This window comes from Tateyamaria sp. ANG-S1 (assembly GCF_000814025.1).
In the GTDB taxonomy this organism is placed as follows: Bacteria; Pseudomonadota; Alphaproteobacteria; order Rhodobacterales; family Rhodobacteraceae; genus Tateyamaria.
On sequence record NZ_JWLL01000003.1, the window covers coordinates 670,358 to 685,272 of the forward strand.

Annotated in this window: 16 protein-coding genes; 12 read left to right on the plus strand and 4 right to left on the minus strand. The window is 61.5% G+C overall.

The window, feature by feature from the left end; all coding sequences use genetic code 11:
• Positions 1 to 46 precede the first annotated feature (46 nt).
• The 7 genes from RA29_RS05135 (at position 47) to RA29_RS05165 (ending at position 7,698) form a co-directional block, all read left to right on the plus strand.
• Positions 47 to 385, plus strand: a complete 339-nt coding sequence (locus RA29_RS05135) for a helix-turn-helix transcriptional regulator (RefSeq protein ID WP_039683460.1) — start codon at positions 47 to 49, stop codon at positions 383 to 385.
• Complete coding sequence (locus RA29_RS05140) at positions 378 to 1,427, plus strand: permease (protein WP_039683462.1); 1,050 nt, start codon at positions 378 to 380, stop codon at positions 1,425 to 1,427. The genes RA29_RS05135 and RA29_RS05140 overlap by 8 nt, the downstream gene beginning before the upstream one ends.
• Before the next feature lie 88 nt (positions 1,428 to 1,515).
• Positions 1,516 to 2,814: a Na+/H+ antiporter NhaA gene (locus RA29_RS05145; RefSeq protein ID WP_039683464.1), complete on the plus strand. Its 1,299-nt coding sequence runs from the start codon at positions 1,516 to 1,518 to the stop codon at positions 2,812 to 2,814.
• 212 nt (positions 2,815 to 3,026) lie between these two features.
• Positions 3,027 to 3,686, plus strand: a complete 660-nt coding sequence (locus tag RA29_RS05150) for an ATP-binding cassette domain-containing protein (protein ID WP_039683466.1) — start codon at positions 3,027 to 3,029, stop codon at positions 3,684 to 3,686.
• Positions 3,664 to 5,349 (plus strand): capsule biosynthesis protein, encoded by a 1,686-nt coding sequence (locus RA29_RS05155; RefSeq protein ID WP_039683468.1) that lies wholly within the window; start codon positions 3,664 to 3,666, stop codon positions 5,347 to 5,349. Before RA29_RS05150 ends, RA29_RS05155 begins: the two co-directional genes overlap by 23 nt.
• Position 5,350: 1 nt before the next feature.
• Positions 5,351 to 6,184: a 3-deoxy-8-phosphooctulonate synthase gene (gene kdsA / locus RA29_RS05160; RefSeq protein ID WP_039683469.1), complete on the plus strand. Its 834-nt coding sequence runs from the start codon at positions 5,351 to 5,353 to the stop codon at positions 6,182 to 6,184.
• A 17-nt stretch (positions 6,185 to 6,201) separates the two neighbouring features.
• Positions 6,202 to 7,698: a phosphomannomutase/phosphoglucomutase gene (locus RA29_RS05165; RefSeq protein WP_039683471.1), complete on the plus strand. Its 1,497-nt coding sequence runs from the start codon at positions 6,202 to 6,204 to the stop codon at positions 7,696 to 7,698.
• A 303-nt stretch (positions 7,699 to 8,001) separates the two neighbouring features.
• On the opposite strand, the gene RA29_RS05170 is transcribed toward RA29_RS05165, so the two are convergent.
• Positions 8,002 to 9,969: an AsmA family protein gene (locus tag RA29_RS05170; RefSeq protein ID WP_039683473.1), complete on the minus strand. Its 1,968-nt coding sequence runs from the start codon at positions 9,967 to 9,969 to the stop codon at positions 8,002 to 8,004.
• A gap of 114 nt (positions 9,970 to 10,083) precedes the next feature.
• Here RA29_RS05170 and rimO point away from each other — a divergent pair, with 114 nt between their 5' ends.
• From rimO to RA29_RS05190, 4 genes are all read left to right on the plus strand, one after another.
• Complete coding sequence (rimO, locus tag RA29_RS05175) at positions 10,084 to 11,454, plus strand: 30S ribosomal protein S12 methylthiotransferase RimO (RefSeq protein WP_039683475.1); 1,371 nt, start codon at positions 10,084 to 10,086, stop codon at positions 11,452 to 11,454.
• Positions 11,455 to 11,596: 142 nt separating this feature from the next.
• Positions 11,597 to 11,944 (plus strand): hypothetical protein, encoded by a 348-nt coding sequence (locus RA29_RS05180; RefSeq protein WP_241462550.1) that lies wholly within the window; start codon positions 11,597 to 11,599, stop codon positions 11,942 to 11,944.
• Positions 11,945 to 11,996: 52 nt separating this feature from the next.
• Entirely contained in the window at positions 11,997 to 12,380 is a 384-nt protein-coding gene (locus tag RA29_RS05185; protein WP_039684020.1) for a DUF393 domain-containing protein, read from the plus strand.
• A 46-nt stretch (positions 12,381 to 12,426) separates the two neighbouring features.
• Positions 12,427 to 13,059 carry a hemolysin III family protein gene (locus RA29_RS05190; protein WP_039683476.1) on the plus strand — a complete coding sequence of 211 codons (633 nt, stop codon included), beginning with the start codon at positions 12,427 to 12,429 and terminating at the stop codon, positions 13,057 to 13,059.
• Here RA29_RS05190 and RA29_RS05195 read toward each other — a convergent pair.
• Both RA29_RS05195 and RA29_RS05200 read right to left on the minus strand, forming a co-directional pair.
• On the minus strand, positions 13,051 to 13,311 hold the full coding sequence (locus RA29_RS05195; protein WP_039683478.1) for a DUF6455 family protein: 261 nt from the start codon (positions 13,309 to 13,311) through the stop codon (positions 13,051 to 13,053). The two genes, RA29_RS05190 and RA29_RS05195, sit on opposite strands and share 9 nt — an antisense overlap.
• A 74-nt stretch (positions 13,312 to 13,385) precedes the next feature.
• Positions 13,386 to 13,772, minus strand: a complete 387-nt coding sequence (locus RA29_RS05200) for a YigZ family protein (RefSeq protein WP_193743467.1) — start codon at positions 13,770 to 13,772, stop codon at positions 13,386 to 13,388.
• A 57-nt stretch (positions 13,773 to 13,829) separates the two neighbouring features.
• Between RA29_RS05200 and RA29_RS05205 the strand changes: the two genes are divergently transcribed.
• Positions 13,830 to 14,111: a hypothetical protein gene (locus RA29_RS05205; RefSeq protein WP_039683480.1), complete on the plus strand. Its 282-nt coding sequence runs from the start codon at positions 13,830 to 13,832 to the stop codon at positions 14,109 to 14,111.
• Here RA29_RS05205 and RA29_RS05210 read toward each other — a convergent pair.
• Positions 14,108 to 14,830, minus strand: coding sequence for a M48 family metallopeptidase (locus tag RA29_RS05210; RefSeq protein ID WP_039684024.1), 723 nt, complete (start codon positions 14,828 to 14,830; stop codon positions 14,108 to 14,110). The genes RA29_RS05205 and RA29_RS05210 overlap by 4 nt on opposite strands.
• Positions 14,831 to 14,915: the final 85 nt, after the last annotated feature.

Genomic DNA, 14,915 nt, shown 5'->3' on the forward strand with positions numbered 1-14,915 from the left:
GAAATAATACTTGCGCCAACTCAATCATTTCAACAATTCTAAAAATATGAAAATGGATTCGCCCTCCCCACTCGACCTCACACGCGCCGCAGCAGCATTCGCCGCACTCGGCTCCGAACAACGCCTGTCCGTCCTGCGCACGCTCGTGCGCGCAGGCCCCGAGGGCCTCAGCATCGGCACGCTGGGCGAGCGCACGGGCGTCACCGGCTCCACGCTCACGCACCATGTCAAAATCCTCGCCTCCGCAGGCCTCGTGACCCAAGCGCGCCAGGGTAGGTCCATCATCTGCGCCGCTGTCGCCTTTGACGAGGTTCAGGATCTGGCCGACTTTCTGCTGAACGAATGCTGCGCGGACAGCCCGCCCAAGGACGACGCCCATGGCTGACACCACCTCAACTTCCGCCGCCCCGTCACTCTGGTCACGGATCGACCGCGTCTGGCTCGCCTCCGGCCTCATCCTCTTGTTCGTCGCCATCATCGACCTGCCCCGCGTGGACGACGTCGCAAGCTTCGCCCTCCGCGCACTTCTTGGCACCCTGCCCTTCATCGCCTTCGCCGTCTTTGCCATCGCCTACCTCAAGGCCACAGGCGCCGAAAACCTGCTGGCCAAGGCGTTTCAGGGCAACCCTGCCCGCATGATCGTCATGACAGCTCTGCTGGGCGGCCTCTCCCCCTTCTGTTCGTGCGAGGTGATCCCCTTCATCGCCGCGCTGCTGGCAGTCGGCGCGCCTCTTGCAGCTGTCATGGCTTTCTGGCTAGCCTCTCCGCTCATGGACCCGGCCATGTTTGCGATCACCACCGGCGCCATCACACTCGACTTCGCCATCGCCAAAACCCTCGCCGCAGTGGCACTCGGCCTCTTCGGCGGCTTCGGCACGCTCTTGCTGTCCGGTACCCCCATATTCACCAATCCCCTGCGCGAAAAACCCGCTGCCGGCGGCTGCTGCGGGGTCAAGGCACCTTTCTCAGCCACACCTGTCTGGCGCTTCTGGCAGGTGCCGGAACGCAAACAGATCTTCCGCAATGCAGGACTTGAAAACGGTGTCTTCCTGATCAAATGGCTCACGCTCGCCTATGTGATCGAAGGACTAATGGTCCACTACATGCCCGCCGACTTCATCGCCAACATCCTCGGCGGCGGCGGCATCGGAACCATCCTGCTCGGCGCAGTGGTCGGCATGCCCGCCTACCTCAATGGCTACGCGGCCGCCCCCCTGATCGGTGACCTCCTCGACCAAGGCATGGCACCCGGCGCGGCAATGTCGTTTATGATCGCGGGCGGCGTCAGTTCAATCCCCGCGGCGCTGGCGGTCTGGGCACTTGTCAAACCACGCATTTTCGCGGCCTACTTAGGCTTTGCGCTCATAGGCTCCGTCCTGACCGGCATAGCGTGGCAAATGATCGCACAAATACAGCACATCCCTTGAAAACCAAGTACGGCATACCCAAGGGTGGTTGCCCCGACATTGCGACTTGCGCTAAGGCGCGTCGAACAATGACACGGATGGACCGCATATGTATCGCGTCTGGAGCTTTCTGACCAACTATTCCCTGCTGCTGATCTTCGGCGCGCTGACCGCCCTGGTCTGGGCCAATATCGACCCGCATTCCTACCATCATTTTGTGGAATTCCCGGTCTGGTTCAATGACTTCATCGGGGTCGACTACGACTACTGGAAAAAGCACTACGGCGAAGGCTACGACAAATACGACGCCGGTGGCGCGGCCAAGGTTCTGTCGGCGCACTACATCGTCAACGACATGGCCATGGCGCTCTTCTTCGGTATCGCGGCCAAGGAAGTGTGGGAAGCAGTCGTGCTCAAGAACGGGTCCCTGCGCGGCAAAAAGGCGGCAACGCCCTTATTTGCAACGATGGGCGGTATGGTCGGACCGATCAGCGTCTACCTCGGCCTCGCCCTGCTGCTGGGCTCCGACACGTACAGCGCTGTTGCCAATGGCTGGGCCATTCCTACGGCAACCGACATCGCCTTCAGCTACCTCGTGGGCCGCATCGTCTTTGGCGCTGGCCACCCGGCCGTGCGCTTCCTGTTGCTTCTGGCCATCGCGGATGACGCCGCTGGCCTGATCATCCTGGCGATCTTCTACCCCTCGGGCGAGCTGGCGCTGGAATGGCTGCTATTGTCGGTCTTTGCCGCCGTGGCCGTGTTTGTGATCTTCAACTGGCTGCCACGACGCATGGACCAGCACAAGCAGGACCGCCCGAATTCGACCTGGATGCGCAAGACACTTGGCTTCTGGCCCTACGCCATCGCGGGCTGCTTCAGCTGGTACGGTTTCATGGCGTCGGGCCTGCACCCGTCGCTGGGCCTTCTGCCCATCGTGCCTGCGATCCCCCACGCGGACCGGGCCTTTGGTATCTTCTCGGAAGCAGAGAAATACCTGACCGACCTGCTCAACCAGATCGAACATGCCCTCAAATCACCGGTCGAGGTTGTGCTGTTCTTCTTCGGCCTCCTGAACGCAGGGGTCGAGTTTAGTTCAATTGGCGACGCCACCTGGCTGGTGCTGGCAGGTCTGCTTATCGGTAAGCCCGTGGGCATCCTGATCTTCGGTTGGCTGGCAGCACGGCCCTTGGGCCTCGGTATCCCCGAAGGAATGCGGATCATCGACCTTGTCGTGATCGGCTGCGTGGCTGCCATCGGCTTTACCGTATCGCTGTTCTTTGCCTCCGCGGCCTTCAGCGCGGGTCCGGTACAGGACGCGGCGAAAATGGGCGCGCTCTTCAGCTTCATCGCGGCGGCCATCGCCATTGCGGCCGGGCGGCTCACCCGCGTTCAGAAGCAAGACATCTGATACCTCACACCCCCGTCACAAGTGCGTGGCGGGGGTGCAAAACTGTTTATTCCGCAGCGACAGTCGCCGGCAAAACCTATACATTTGACAGCACTTTGGACATAATATCGCCAAAGTCGGTGATTAGACCGTTAAGACGCCTCTGGTAAAAGGGGGCCGGGTCGCCCACCTCAAGGTGCGGAGGCAGAGCAGACGCCGCGGAGCAACCTGGGATGCTGGAGTTCGAAAACGTATCCAAGTCCTTCTGGACGGGCACACAGCGCAAGGTGATCCTTGACCGTGTGTCTTTCCGGGTGGAATTGGGCAACTCCTTTGGTGTGCTCGCCCCAAACGGGACAGGCAAGACCACGCTGATCAACATGATGGCCGGGCTGGAAAAACCGGATGAGGGCGAGATCAGGCGCGGCTGCAACATCTCGTTTCCGCTGGGCTTCATGGGCGGTGTCCTGCCCAAGATCTCGGCACTGGAAAACTCCCGCTACATCGCACGGCTCTATGGGCTCGACCCCGACTATGTCGAAAGCTTCTGCCGCTGGCTCTGCAATCTGGGCGAATACTTCGACCAGCCGCTGGGCACCTATTCGTCGGGCATGCGGGCGCGGTTTTCCTTTGCGCTCATGCTGGCGCTCGACTTTGACATCTACCTGATTGACGAGGGGATGCCCTCGTCCACGGATGTCGATTTTAACCGCAAAGCGGGTGAAGTGCTGCAGGAACGGCTGCGCACCACCACCATCATCATCGTGTCGCACCAGGCCCAGACGCTCGAAAAATTCGCGCGCTCTGCTGCGGTCCTGCTCGACGGGAAACTGCATATGTTCGACACGCTCGAAGAGGCGAAACGGCTCTATGACTACGAAACCCAAAGCTAGAAAATTCCGCATCAAGCGGACCGTGCCCACGCCCGGCACAGCAGCGTCAGCCACCGCGCGCGCTCAGGCTACAGAGGCACCGGAACAACCGGCGCCCCCCCCGCAGGCCGCGACCGCCACGCCGCAAACGCCCGAAGCCAAAACGGGCGAAGTCGCCTCGTCTCAGCAGGTTCAAAGCGAAAACACCATCGACGCGATCCGGCAGGAAGGGCTGACAGGTCGCCAGTTGCGCATGGCCCGGCGCGTGGCACAAAAGCACGGGCTCGCGCCCACCTCTGATTTCGACGCCGTGCGCCTCTTGCGCGCCAAGGGGATCGACCCGTTCCAGCGCGCCAACATGCTGGAACTCGTGGTGCCACAAGCGGGCGCCGAACAGCACGAAGGCGGCGCGCCCGACGCCTTTGCCAACCTGCCCGCCACCACCGGCGGCGCGGGATCGGGCCGCGCCCAACTGCCGCAAACGGTCGAGGTTGCCCGCCAACAGCTCCCTTCGACAGAGCTCAGCCCCGCCGAGCGGCGCAGCCAGGAAATCCAGAACATCCAGCGCGACATCACGCGCCGCCGCCAGAAAAAAATGGGCCTCCTGCTGGTCCGGCTCGCCTTCTTCGTGATCCTGCCGACTTTTCTGGCGGGTTACTATTTCTACCAGATCGCGACACCCATGTACGCGACCAAGTCCGAATTCCTGATCATCCAGAACGAAGGGTCCGGCGGCGCAGGCCCCCTTGGCGGCCTCCTGCCCACGCAGTTCGCAACCAACGCCGACAGCATCGCGGTGCAGGGCTTCTTGCAATCCAAGGACGCGATGCTGCGGCTGGACCGCGATATCGGCTTCAAGTCGCATTTCACCCAGGACTGGATCGACCCGATCCAGCGCCTCAGTGACAGCCCCACCAACGAAGAAGCCTACAAGACATACAAGAAAAACGTCAAAATCGGCTACGACCCGACCGAAGGCATGATCCGGATGGAGGTGGCCGCCGCCGATCCACAAATGTCGGCCGAATTCTCGAACCAGCTGATCGATTACGCCGAACAGCGGGTGAACAACCTCTCGTTTCAAAAGCGGGACGACCAGATGCGGGACGCCCGGGAAGGGTTTGAAAGGGCAGAAGAAGAACGCCGCGCCGCTCAGGAAAACCTCGTCCGCCTCCAGATCGAGGGGTCCACGCTCGACCCCGAAGGCGTGATCGCGTCGCTCCGCACGCAGATCAGCACCGTTGAAACCCAGATCATCGAAAAAGAGATCGAGCTTGCCAGCCTGCTGAACAACACAAGGCCCAACCAAAGCCGGGTAGATGGCGCGCGCGGCACACTGGACATCCTCAAGACCCAACTTGCCAGCCTCAACAACAAGATGACCGATGTCAGCCAGGGCGCAAACTCATTGGCCGAACTGGCCGCCCGCATCCAGATCGCCCAGGCCGACCTCGCCTCGCGCGACTTGATGCTGCAATCGGCGCTGCAACAGATGGAACAGGCGCGCGTCGAAGCCTCGCGGCAGGTGCGCTACCTCACTGTCGCAGTTGAACCCATCGCACCCGAAGAACCGACCTATCCCCGCGCATTCGAAAACACGATCTTGGCTTTCCTCGTCTTTGCAGGCATCTACCTGATGATCTCGCTCACTGCGTCGATCCTCAGAGAACAAGTGACAAGCTGATATGAAACACGTTGACGTCGCCGGTCTGACCATCGGCAATGACCGGCCCCTGACAGTCATCGCTGGGCCATGCGCCCTCGAAAGCGTCGATCTTGGCCAAGAGATCGCGGGCCGCATGAAAGAGGTCTGCGAAGCCGCAGGCGCGCAATACATCTTCAAGGCAAGCTACGACAAAGCAAACCGCACCTCGCTCACCGGCGGACGCGGGCTTGGCCTCGACGAAGGGCTCAAGGCCCTGCAGTCGGTCAAGGACGCCATCGGCGTTCCGGTCCTGACGGATGTGCACACCGAAGCCCAATGTGCCCCCGTGGCCGAGGTGGCCGACATCTTGCAAATCCCCGCCTTTCTCTGCCGCCAGACCGACATGCTGCTGGCCGCGGGCAACACCGGCGCGGTCGTAAATATCAAAAAGGGGCAATTCCTCGCCCCCTGGGAAATGCCCAACATCGTGACCAAGGTGGAAAGCACCGGCAACACCCGCATCCTTTTGACCGAACGGGGCACATCCTTTGGCTACAACACGCTTGTGGCCGACATGCGGTCACTGCCGCAGATGGCCCAGACGGGCTATCCGGTCGTGATGGACGCGACGCACTCGGTCCAGCAACCGGGGGGCAAGGGCGGATCATCGGGCGGGCAGCGCGAATTCGCACCTGTGATGGCGCGGGCCGCTGTCGCCATCGGCGTCGGCGCGGTCTTCATCGAAACGCATCCCGATCCCGACACCGCACCGTCGGACGGGCCCAACATGATTTACCTCGACCAGATGCCAGCCCTCATCGACACGCTCATGCAATTCGACGCGCTGGCCAAGGCGCGGCCTATGACCTTTTAACGTCAAGAGTATTCAAAATGATCAAACCCGCCGCAACCGTGACCCAAAACACCTGGGAATTCCTGCGCGACCCGATGATCACGCCAACCGGCTTTCGCGAATATGACGCCCGTTGGAAATATCCCGATCAAATCAACTTGCCGGGGATCACCGCGCTTGGGCTTGGTCTCGGCACACAGATGCGACAGCGCGGGATTGAACCGGTCATCGCGGTTGGCAACGACTACCGTGACTATTCCCTGTCGATTAAAAACGCGCTCGTGGTTGGCCTGATGCAGGCGGGCATCTACGTCAAGGATATCGGCCCTGCGCTCTCACCCATGGCCTATTTCGCGCAGTTTCACCTGGACGTGCCAGCCGTGGCCATGGTCACAGCCAGCCATAACCCAAACGGCTGGACCGGGGTCAAAATGGGGTTCGAGCGGCCCCTGACGCACGGCCCGGACGAAATGTCCGAACTCAGGGACATCGTGCTTCAGGGTCTCGGCAAACCACACGCAGGCGGCGGGTACGAATTCGTGGACGGTGTGCGCGAGGCCTATCTCGACGACCTCGCCCGCGACTTCAAGATGACGCGCAAACTCAAAGTCGTCTGCGCCACAGGCAACGGCACTGCCGCCGCCTTTGCCCCTGACCTCCTGCGCCGCATCGGGGTCGAGGTGGTCGAACAACACGCAACGCTCGAATACACCTTCCCGAACTACAATCCCAACCCCGAAGCCATGGAGATGCTGCACGACATGGCCGCGTGCGTAAAAGCCTCCGGTGCCGACCTCGCCCTTGGCTTTGACGGCGATGGCGACCGCTGCGGCGTGGTCGATGACGAAGGCGAAGAGATTTTTGCCGACAAGGTGGGCGTGATCCTCGCCCGCGACCTGTCAAAGCTGCACCCCGGTGCAACCTTTGTGGCAGATGTCAAATCCACTGGTCTCTTTGCGTCCGACCCGGAATTGCAGGCACTCGGTGCCACGACCGACTACTGGAAGACGGGCCATAGCCACATGAAACGGCGGGTCAAAGAGCTTGGCGCGCTCGCCGGGTTCGAAAAATCAGGGCACTACTTCCTCGCAGAACCCGTGGGGCGCGGCTATGACTGCGGTATGCGGGTCGCGGTCGAGTTGTGCAAGCTGATGGATCGCAATCCAGACATGACAATGTCGGATTTGCGCCGCGCACTGCCCAGAACGTGGTCCACGCCTACAATGTCACCTTACGCAGCCGATACCGAAAAATATGCCATCCTCGACCGCATCGTCGCCCGGCTCAAGGCGATGAGCGCAAGCGAAGAGCCCATCGCAGGTCGCGCAATCAAAGACATTGTCACAGTCAACGGTGCGCGCATCATCCTCGACAACGGCGCTTGGGGTCTGGTCCGCGCCTCGTCAAATACACCGAACCTCGTTGTTGTGTGCGAAAGCCCCGAAAGTGAGGATGAACTCAGGGCGATCTTCAAAGCCATCGACACCGTCATCCGAACCGAACCGGGCGTCGGAGACTACGACCAGACTTTCTGAGTCAAGGCCGGTTCGGTGCTCTCCGGATCGACAACAGGCCTTGCGAGGGGCCACAAGCCACGTGCCTCGATACGACAACCGTCCCATATCCAGCCGTCAGCCAGACACCTATTGGCACACATCCAAAGCCCGCCCGCTCACCAAAAAACAATGCCGCCCGCCTTCGCAGGCAGCTTGTCAGAAATCCGGTTAAAATCATCCTACCGCGGCGCACGCAGAGTCAAGCCTTTGAAGTCGCAGCAAATCTCGCAAACCATTGAAATACCGTAACCTGACCGAAAACGCTGTCCCCGCGGGGACAAATCAGTCAAACAGGCTTCTCAGCCCCTTTTTGACCTCATCTTCCAGCTTCTGCTTGGCGGCATCCTCAAGGTCTTGCCCCTGATCCGTGACGCCAAGTTCATCGGCCACCTTCTCTCGCACCCGCTGCTCGGCCTTGGCTTTCAGAGCTTCCTTTTCAGCCTCCAGCTTTTCGTCCAGACGCAAGTCAATCGCAGCATCAAGATCGGGTAGGATTTTCGGGTCCGCCCATGGCCCCCGGATGCGAACAGGGATCGCCAGATCCGGCCCGTCCTCCCCTTTCAGCGCCGTCGGCGTGAACAGGTAGTCGATGTCCTGCGCGCCCAATCCGATCCGCCCATTCCCCCGCGCCTCGAAGCTGCGCAGCACGACCAGAAGGTCATCGTTGAAAAGATTGCCGCCCTCCATGCGATAGCTCGCGCTCATGGCGTCAAACACAGTGGTGCGCCCGTTTCCACGGCCAAACTTCAGCAGGCCATCCAGATCAATGCCTTCAATAGTGCCCTGCGCGACGTTGAACGCGCCGTTCCCCGACAACGACCGCATGATCGCATCCACGTTTTGCCCAACGCCCAAGAACCTCAGATCCATGTCAGCCTTGCCGGTCAGCATCCCAAGATCGGCTGCATCCCTCAGGAATGGCTGCAATGACAGCCCGCGCATGTTCATGTTGCCGCCCACGCTCAGCCCCGAACGGTTGTTGACCACGAACTCGCCCACAAGCGTCCCGCCATAGGCCGCCACCTCGCGCAGCTCAAACACCATGCGGCTGCGGTCATTCCGCAAAAGCGTGCGGGTCTGATCCAGCTTGAACTGGCCGAGGTCGATGGAAGATGCGGTCAGCGCAATCTCTCCATTGAAAGCCGCCAACCCGCTCGCATCAATAGGGTCTTTGGGCCATCCCCCGCCAGCGGGCGCCGGGGCCGACGCGCCTCCGCCTGCCGGGGCAGAGCCGCCGGTTGCACCGCTAAGATCAAGCGCGCCTGCGTTGAACTGCGCGTTTACGACAGGCGTTCCGTTCAGGCTGATATCAGCCGCTCCGTTGATTGCATTCCCGCCCAGATCAGCGCGCAGATCGCGCAAAGACAAGCGCCGGTCCGAGGTCAAGGTCAGCTGCGTTGTCATCGAAACCGACTGGCCAAGCTTGGGCGGCAAACCGGGCGCAGGTAGGCCGAGGGCCGCCATGAAGGCATCGGTGTTGGGAAGATCGAGCCCCAAGCCCCCCGCAACGTCCCCTGCCGTGCTCGCCCGACCGTCGAGCGTGACGCGCCCACCGCCCGCTTCCACAGTCGCGTTCACAGGCTGCACCTGACCGGTGATGAAACCAGCGAACCCGCCGATGGTCGCCTCTACCTGCACCTCTGTCCCCGCGGGGCGCAGGGTGGCTGCGATGGTGGCGGGCCCCAACCGTTCGGGCCAGTCGAGGGTCAGGTCCACGCCGGAGTAAGACACAAGATCGGCCCCCTCGGCATCATAGATCAGGGTGGCATCCGTCACTTCGATCTTCTGGATCGACAACGCCTGTGGCGGCGAGGTCGTGGTGGTTGGCGCAGGCGTCTCCGCCTCGATCTGCGCCTCACCGCTGGCGTCTGTAAACACCCAACTTGCCCGCCCATCAGCGCGGCTTTCGAGACGGATCGTGGGGCGCGTCGCCTCGACATTGGTGATGCGGATCTCGCGGTCGCGGATATAGGCCATCAGGTCCACGCCAATCGCTGCATTCTCGGCCGTAAGCATCGGCCCCTGTTCGGACCATTCGGCATTGCCGACCTCAAGTCCGTCAGCACGCACCCCGAGCACCGGCCAGAGGGTCATGGAGACGCCGGTGATTGTCACGTCGCGGCCTGTTGCCTTACGGATCTGGTCGGCGGCGATGGCGCCGATGCGGTCGGCAGGCAGCAGGAAGATGGACCCGATCGCCACAAGCGACAGGACGAGGACGAACCCGATCAGGCGGATGATCCATTTCATTGCGACTGCTCCAGTTCTGATGACGTGTTGACATCAGCCTAACGCAGCGTGCGGTCGCACCCCAACACTTTTCCCGCCTTTTCGTGGGGGCGGAGTTCACATATGAGGCAGGGCATGAGCCAGAACCCGCCTGACCTTCGCCCAGATCTTGCACCCCGCGCCAAGCTGGATGGCACGCGCCGTCCCGGCCAGCCGACCATCGGGATGGTATCACTTGGCTGCCCCAAGGCGCTGGTGGACAGCGAGCGCATCCTGACCCGGTTGCGGGCCGAAGGCTACGGCATCTCGCCCGACTACAGCGGAGCGGATGCGGTGATCGTGAACACCTGCGGGTTTCTGGACAGTGCCAAGGCAGAAAGCCTGGAAGCCATTAGCGAGGCGCTGGACGAGAACGGGCGCGTGATCGTGACTGGCTGTCTGGGCGCTGAGCCGGAATACATCACCGGGGCGCATCCCAAGGTTCTGGCTGTGACCGGACCGCATCAATATGAGCAGGTGCTGGATGCGGTGCATGCCGCCGTCCCGCCTGACCCGGACCCTTTTGTTGACCTGCTGCCAGCAAGCGGTGTGAGCCTGACACCCCGGCATTTCAGTTACCTCAAGATTTCAGAGGGCTGCAATCACAAGTGCAAGTTCTGCATCATTCCGGATATGCGCGGGCGGCTTGCCTCTCGTCCGGCCCATGCGGTCGTGCGCGAGGCGGAAAAGCTGGTCAAGGCGGGCGTCAAGGAACTGTTGGTGATTTCGCAGGACACCTCGGCCTATGGCGTGGACATCAAACACGCGGAAGACAAAGAGCATCGGGCGCATATCACTGATCTGGCACGCGATCTGGGGTCGCTCGGCGCTTGGATTCGCTTGCACTATGTCTACCCTTATCCACATGTGCGTGAGCTTATTCCGTTGATGGCCGAGGGGTTGGTCTTGCCATATCTCGACATTCCCTTCCAACATGCCCACACCGACACGCTGCGGCGCATGGCGCGGCCTGCCGCGGCAGAACGGACGCTGGACCGGATCGCGGAATGGCGGTCGATTTGTCCCGAGATCACGTTGCGGTCCACGTTTATCGTTGGCTACCCGGGAGAGACTGAGGAAGAATTCCAAACCCTGCTTGACTGGATGGACGAGGCGCAACTGGATCGCGTGGGCTGCTTTCAATACGAAAATGTCGATGGCGCGCGGTCGAACGCGCTGCCGGATCATGTGGCACCAGAGATCAAGCAGGAGCGCTGGGAGCGGTTCATGGAGAAGGCGGCAGCCATTTCCGAGGCGAAGCTGGCCGCGAAAGTGGGGCGCCGCATGGATGTGATCGTGGACGAGGTCGATGACGAGGCGGCCACCTGTCGGACCAAGGCGGATGCGCCCGAAATTGATGGCAACCTGTTCATCGACGAAGGGTTCGAGCGCCTGAACCCCGGCGACATTATCGCGGTCGAGGTGGACGAGGCGAGCGACTACGATCTGTGGGGCAAGCTGGTCTAAGGCGGATCAAGATCCGCCTTACGATGAGCGCTTTGCCCTCTGTTTCAATGAGTTGAGCAGCGTAAGGCGCACGTGATTCTGCGCCTTGGTTGAAATTTACGTCAAATGTTCTATATTTGTTCTCCGCGATAGGAGAACAGTCATGTCGATCCATCCAACCCTTCCCGGCCTGTTTGAGCCGATCCAGACCGCCCTGCCCCTTGATGCAGAGCCAGCGACAGAAAAGCAGATCGCCTATGCCCGCAGCCTAGCCGCGCGCACCGGGCGGGCCGTGCCAACGGCGCTGTTTGCGGACAAGGCGGGGCTGTCGGCATGGATTGATCAGGCCAAGCCAAAGGCACCCGAGGGGCGCTTTGCCGCCTATCCAAGTGCCAAGCAGGTGCAGTTTGCAGAACGTATTGCGCGGCTGAAGCGGCGCCAGATCCCTGCGGAGTGCTTCAAGGACAAGGTGATGATGTCGCGCTGGATTGACGGGAACAAGCCGCGGTAGGTTGCGACCGTTTGTCTATGGGCGCAGCTTTGCGCGCGCCTATCTGTTTGGCATGAGTGATGACACCCGCGTTCTGTACAATGCCGACTGCCCGGTCTGCAATTTCGAGATCAGCCACTATGCCAAGTATAGTGGCGAACGTTCCCTGCCCATTCGGTTCGAGGACCTGAACCAGGCCGAGATGGCCGATTGGGGGATGGATCGGGATGCGGCTGCGCGGCGGCTGTATGTGCTGAAAGACGGGCAGATGTATTCCGGCATCCCGGCCTTTATCGTGTTGTGGCAGGACATGCCGCGCTATCGGTGGCTGGCGCGGATCGTGGCCTTGCCGGGCGTGCATTGGCTGGCGTCAAAGGCCTATGATCACGTGCTGGCCCCGCTGATCTATCGCTGGCATCTGCGTCGCCAAAGGGCAGCAACGTCAACCACTTCGTGAGGATTTGTGCATAGACTGGTGGCGTTACTGTCGTCAGGTTGCGCGCATGCCTTACCCACATTCCGCCCGTGAAACGATTGCCGATGCGTCGGTCCATGTCCTTGGTCTGGGGGCGGGTGTCACTGGCGCTGCGATGCTGGTCGTGCATGTGGCGCAGACACAAGGTGCAGCGCAGATCGCCGCCACGAGCGTCTATGCAGGGCTTGCAGTCTTTGCGCTGCTTGCGTCGGCCTTGTACCATTTGCTGCCATGGGAGGCGTCGCGTCCGGTATTTCACCGGATTGATCACGCGGCCATTTACCTGAAGATCGCAGGGACTTACACGCCGTTGGTCGTGCTGATCGGGTCAGCCTTTGCCTATGTGGTTTTGGCGGCGGTGTGGGTTGTGGCAATGATCGGTGCGGTGGCGAAGTTGAGCTTTTGGGCGACGGATGCGCGGGGATCGCTGGCGCTTTACCTGGCGATGGGCTGGGCGAGCGTGCTGTTGATCTGGCCGATGTGGCAGGCATTGCCCGGTGCGTCCACCGCGCTGATCATCGCGGGCGGCGGGCTTTATTCGCTGGGCACGGTGTTTTACGCGGCCAAGGCGCTGCGGTTTCAGAACGCGATCTGGCACAGTTTCGTGCTGGCTGCGTCTGCCTGTTTCTTTGGGGCCGTGGCGTTCGGCGTGTCAGTCTGAGCGCTTTGCCAGGTCGGCAAAGACATCGGCGTTGCGGCAGTAGCCCGGGGTTTCCGAAACGGTTCCCTGTTGCGCTTGCAGCCACTTTTCACAGGCCTCCGGTTTCGTGCAGCCCACGCAGTTCAGCACAATGTCCGAGATGTCGGCAGGCGTGAGTTGGGCGCGCAGCGCGGCTTCTTCGAGGTCGACCCCGCGGGCGGTGGCCATGCGGTCGACAAGATCGGCGTGGGTCTTGAGGCGGGCATCGGTCATTTGGGTCGTCCTTTCGAGTGGATAAGGATGCCCCTACTGTGCCGGACCGGGCCGCTGCCCAGCATTGATCCAGGTCAAATCTGGTCGAGATAGGCACGCACGCAGGTTTGCACATGGCGAAAGCGGTCGCCGCCCAGGTGCTTGCCGCCGTACCAGCGGGTGACGATGACAGCGTGATCTGTCAGACCCTCGCGTTCGAGCATGCGCAGGATGACCATGCCCGCGCCCGCCTCGCCATCATCGCCCTTGATCGCGCCGCCGTTGGACAGCACCGCGCCCCATGTGTTGTGGGTGGCCTTGGCATAGGTGCGGTCGCGCTTGAGCGTCTTGAGTGCGCCGTCAATTTCCCCCCGCGATGTGACGGGGCAGCCGGATACCGCATATTTCGAGCCACGGTCCGTCAGAATGTGACCAAGCTGCTTCAAGGTCGGGTTTCCCAGACCCGACAGACGGGTCCGCATGTGCTAGCCATGCGCCATTGATTTAAGACTGAGCATTTCAACCCGGGGTACTTTCCCATGACCTTTTTACTTTTACCCTCCCTCGCGATTTACGAGGTTGTCGACATCCTGGGCTTCGCCCTGTATGTCACGAATTACAGCCTGTTGACGACCCGCTGCCTGAGCAGCGACTGCCTTGCGTATTTCACGATCAACCTTGTGGCGGCAAGCTGCGTGCTGATGGGGCTGATGGCCAGCTTCAACCTGGCCGCAGCGATGCTGCAGGTGTTCTGGGTCGCCATGTCGATTGTCGGCATCCTTGTCCGGCTTCGGGGACGTCGGAGCCGACAGACCGTTTAGAGCGCTGCTGCCGTCCTGCGCACGATCTCAAGCCGTTGCGCGTTGGGCGGGTGGGTGCCCAGGAACCGGTCACCCGGATCGGGGATGCGGTTGAAGAACTGGGAGCCACGGACCGGATCGTACCCAGCGCGCGCGGTCAGGATCGTGCCCAGCGCGTCGGCCTCAAGTTCAAAATCCTTGGAATAGGTTCGCGCGCCGACCTGCGCACCAATTCGTTGGGCGGCTTGGGGATCACCGCCGATGGCGGTTGCCAAGCCGCCGAAAATCACGGCACCGGCTGCAGCGTTCTCGCGTTGGCGGGCGATGTGGCCGCGGACATGGTGCGCTGCCTCGTGGCCCATGACAAAGGCCAGTTCATCCACATTCCGGGCATCGTCGATCAGCGATTGTGTGAAAACAATGATCGGGCGCCCGTCGTCATCCAGCGTCTGGAAGGCATTTGCGGGCACACCGGCACGATCGTCCACAAGGATCTTGAAATCGCAGTTCACATTGCGGGTCCGGGCGCGGCATTCGCGCTCGGCCACGGGCTCGACCCTTTGGACAACCTCGGCAAAGGCGCGGGCGGATTGCTGGCGTGTGCGCAACTCATCCGGCACCTCTGTCGGTGCGGCCACGGTTGTCGGCGCAGACGTATCCGTTGGTGCGGATGTCACAATCACGTCGTCACATGCTGCAACAAAGGCCAAGGCCGTCAAGGCAACCAAGAAGCGAGAAATCAAACCGATGTCCTTTCACGATCCAACGGCGTAAAGCATATCATGCGCGGGGGCAGCTTCCAGCCTAGTTCACGCAGCCGTGTGC

What these genes read in the sequence shown, in the direction of transcription:
- RA29_RS05180 (WP_241462550.1), top strand. Translation starts at nt 11,597, where the DNA reads ATGTCGATCCATCCAACCCTTCCCGGCCTGTTTGAGCCGATCCAGACC.
- RA29_RS05195 (WP_039683478.1), bottom strand. Translation starts at nt 13,311, where the DNA reads ATGACCGATGCCCGCCTCAAGACCCACGCCGATCTTGTCGACCGCATG.
- RA29_RS05205 (WP_039683480.1), top strand. Translation starts at nt 13,830, where the DNA reads ATGACCTTTTTACTTTTACCCTCCCTCGCGATTTACGAGGTTGTCGAC.
- rimO (WP_039683475.1), top strand. Translation starts at nt 10,084, where the DNA reads ATGAGCCAGAACCCGCCTGACCTTCGCCCAGATCTTGCACCCCGCGCC.
- RA29_RS05170 (WP_039683473.1), bottom strand. Translation starts at nt 9,969, where the DNA reads ATGAAATGGATCATCCGCCTGATCGGGTTCGTCCTCGTCCTGTCGCTT.
- RA29_RS05165 (WP_039683471.1), top strand. Translation starts at nt 6,202, where the DNA reads ATGATCAAACCCGCCGCAACCGTGACCCAAAACACCTGGGAATTCCTG.
- kdsA (WP_039683469.1), top strand. Translation starts at nt 5,351, where the DNA reads ATGAAACACGTTGACGTCGCCGGTCTGACCATCGGCAATGACCGGCCC.
- RA29_RS05190 (WP_039683476.1), top strand. Translation starts at nt 12,427, where the DNA reads ATGCCTTACCCACATTCCGCCCGTGAAACGATTGCCGATGCGTCGGTC.
- RA29_RS05155 (WP_039683468.1), top strand. Translation starts at nt 3,664, where the DNA reads ATGACTACGAAACCCAAAGCTAGAAAATTCCGCATCAAGCGGACCGTG.
- RA29_RS05140 (WP_039683462.1), top strand. Translation starts at nt 378, where the DNA reads ATGGCTGACACCACCTCAACTTCCGCCGCCCCGTCACTCTGGTCACGG.
- RA29_RS05185 (WP_039684020.1), top strand. Translation starts at nt 11,997, where the DNA reads ATGAGTGATGACACCCGCGTTCTGTACAATGCCGACTGCCCGGTCTGC.
- RA29_RS05135 (WP_039683460.1), top strand. Translation starts at nt 47, where the DNA reads ATGAAAATGGATTCGCCCTCCCCACTCGACCTCACACGCGCCGCAGCA.
- RA29_RS05200 (WP_193743467.1), bottom strand. Translation starts at nt 13,772, where the DNA reads ATGCGGACCCGTCTGTCGGGTCTGGGAAACCCGACCTTGAAGCAGCTT.
- RA29_RS05150 (WP_039683466.1), top strand. Translation starts at nt 3,027, where the DNA reads ATGCTGGAGTTCGAAAACGTATCCAAGTCCTTCTGGACGGGCACACAG.
- RA29_RS05145 (WP_039683464.1), top strand. Translation starts at nt 1,516, where the DNA reads ATGTATCGCGTCTGGAGCTTTCTGACCAACTATTCCCTGCTGCTGATC.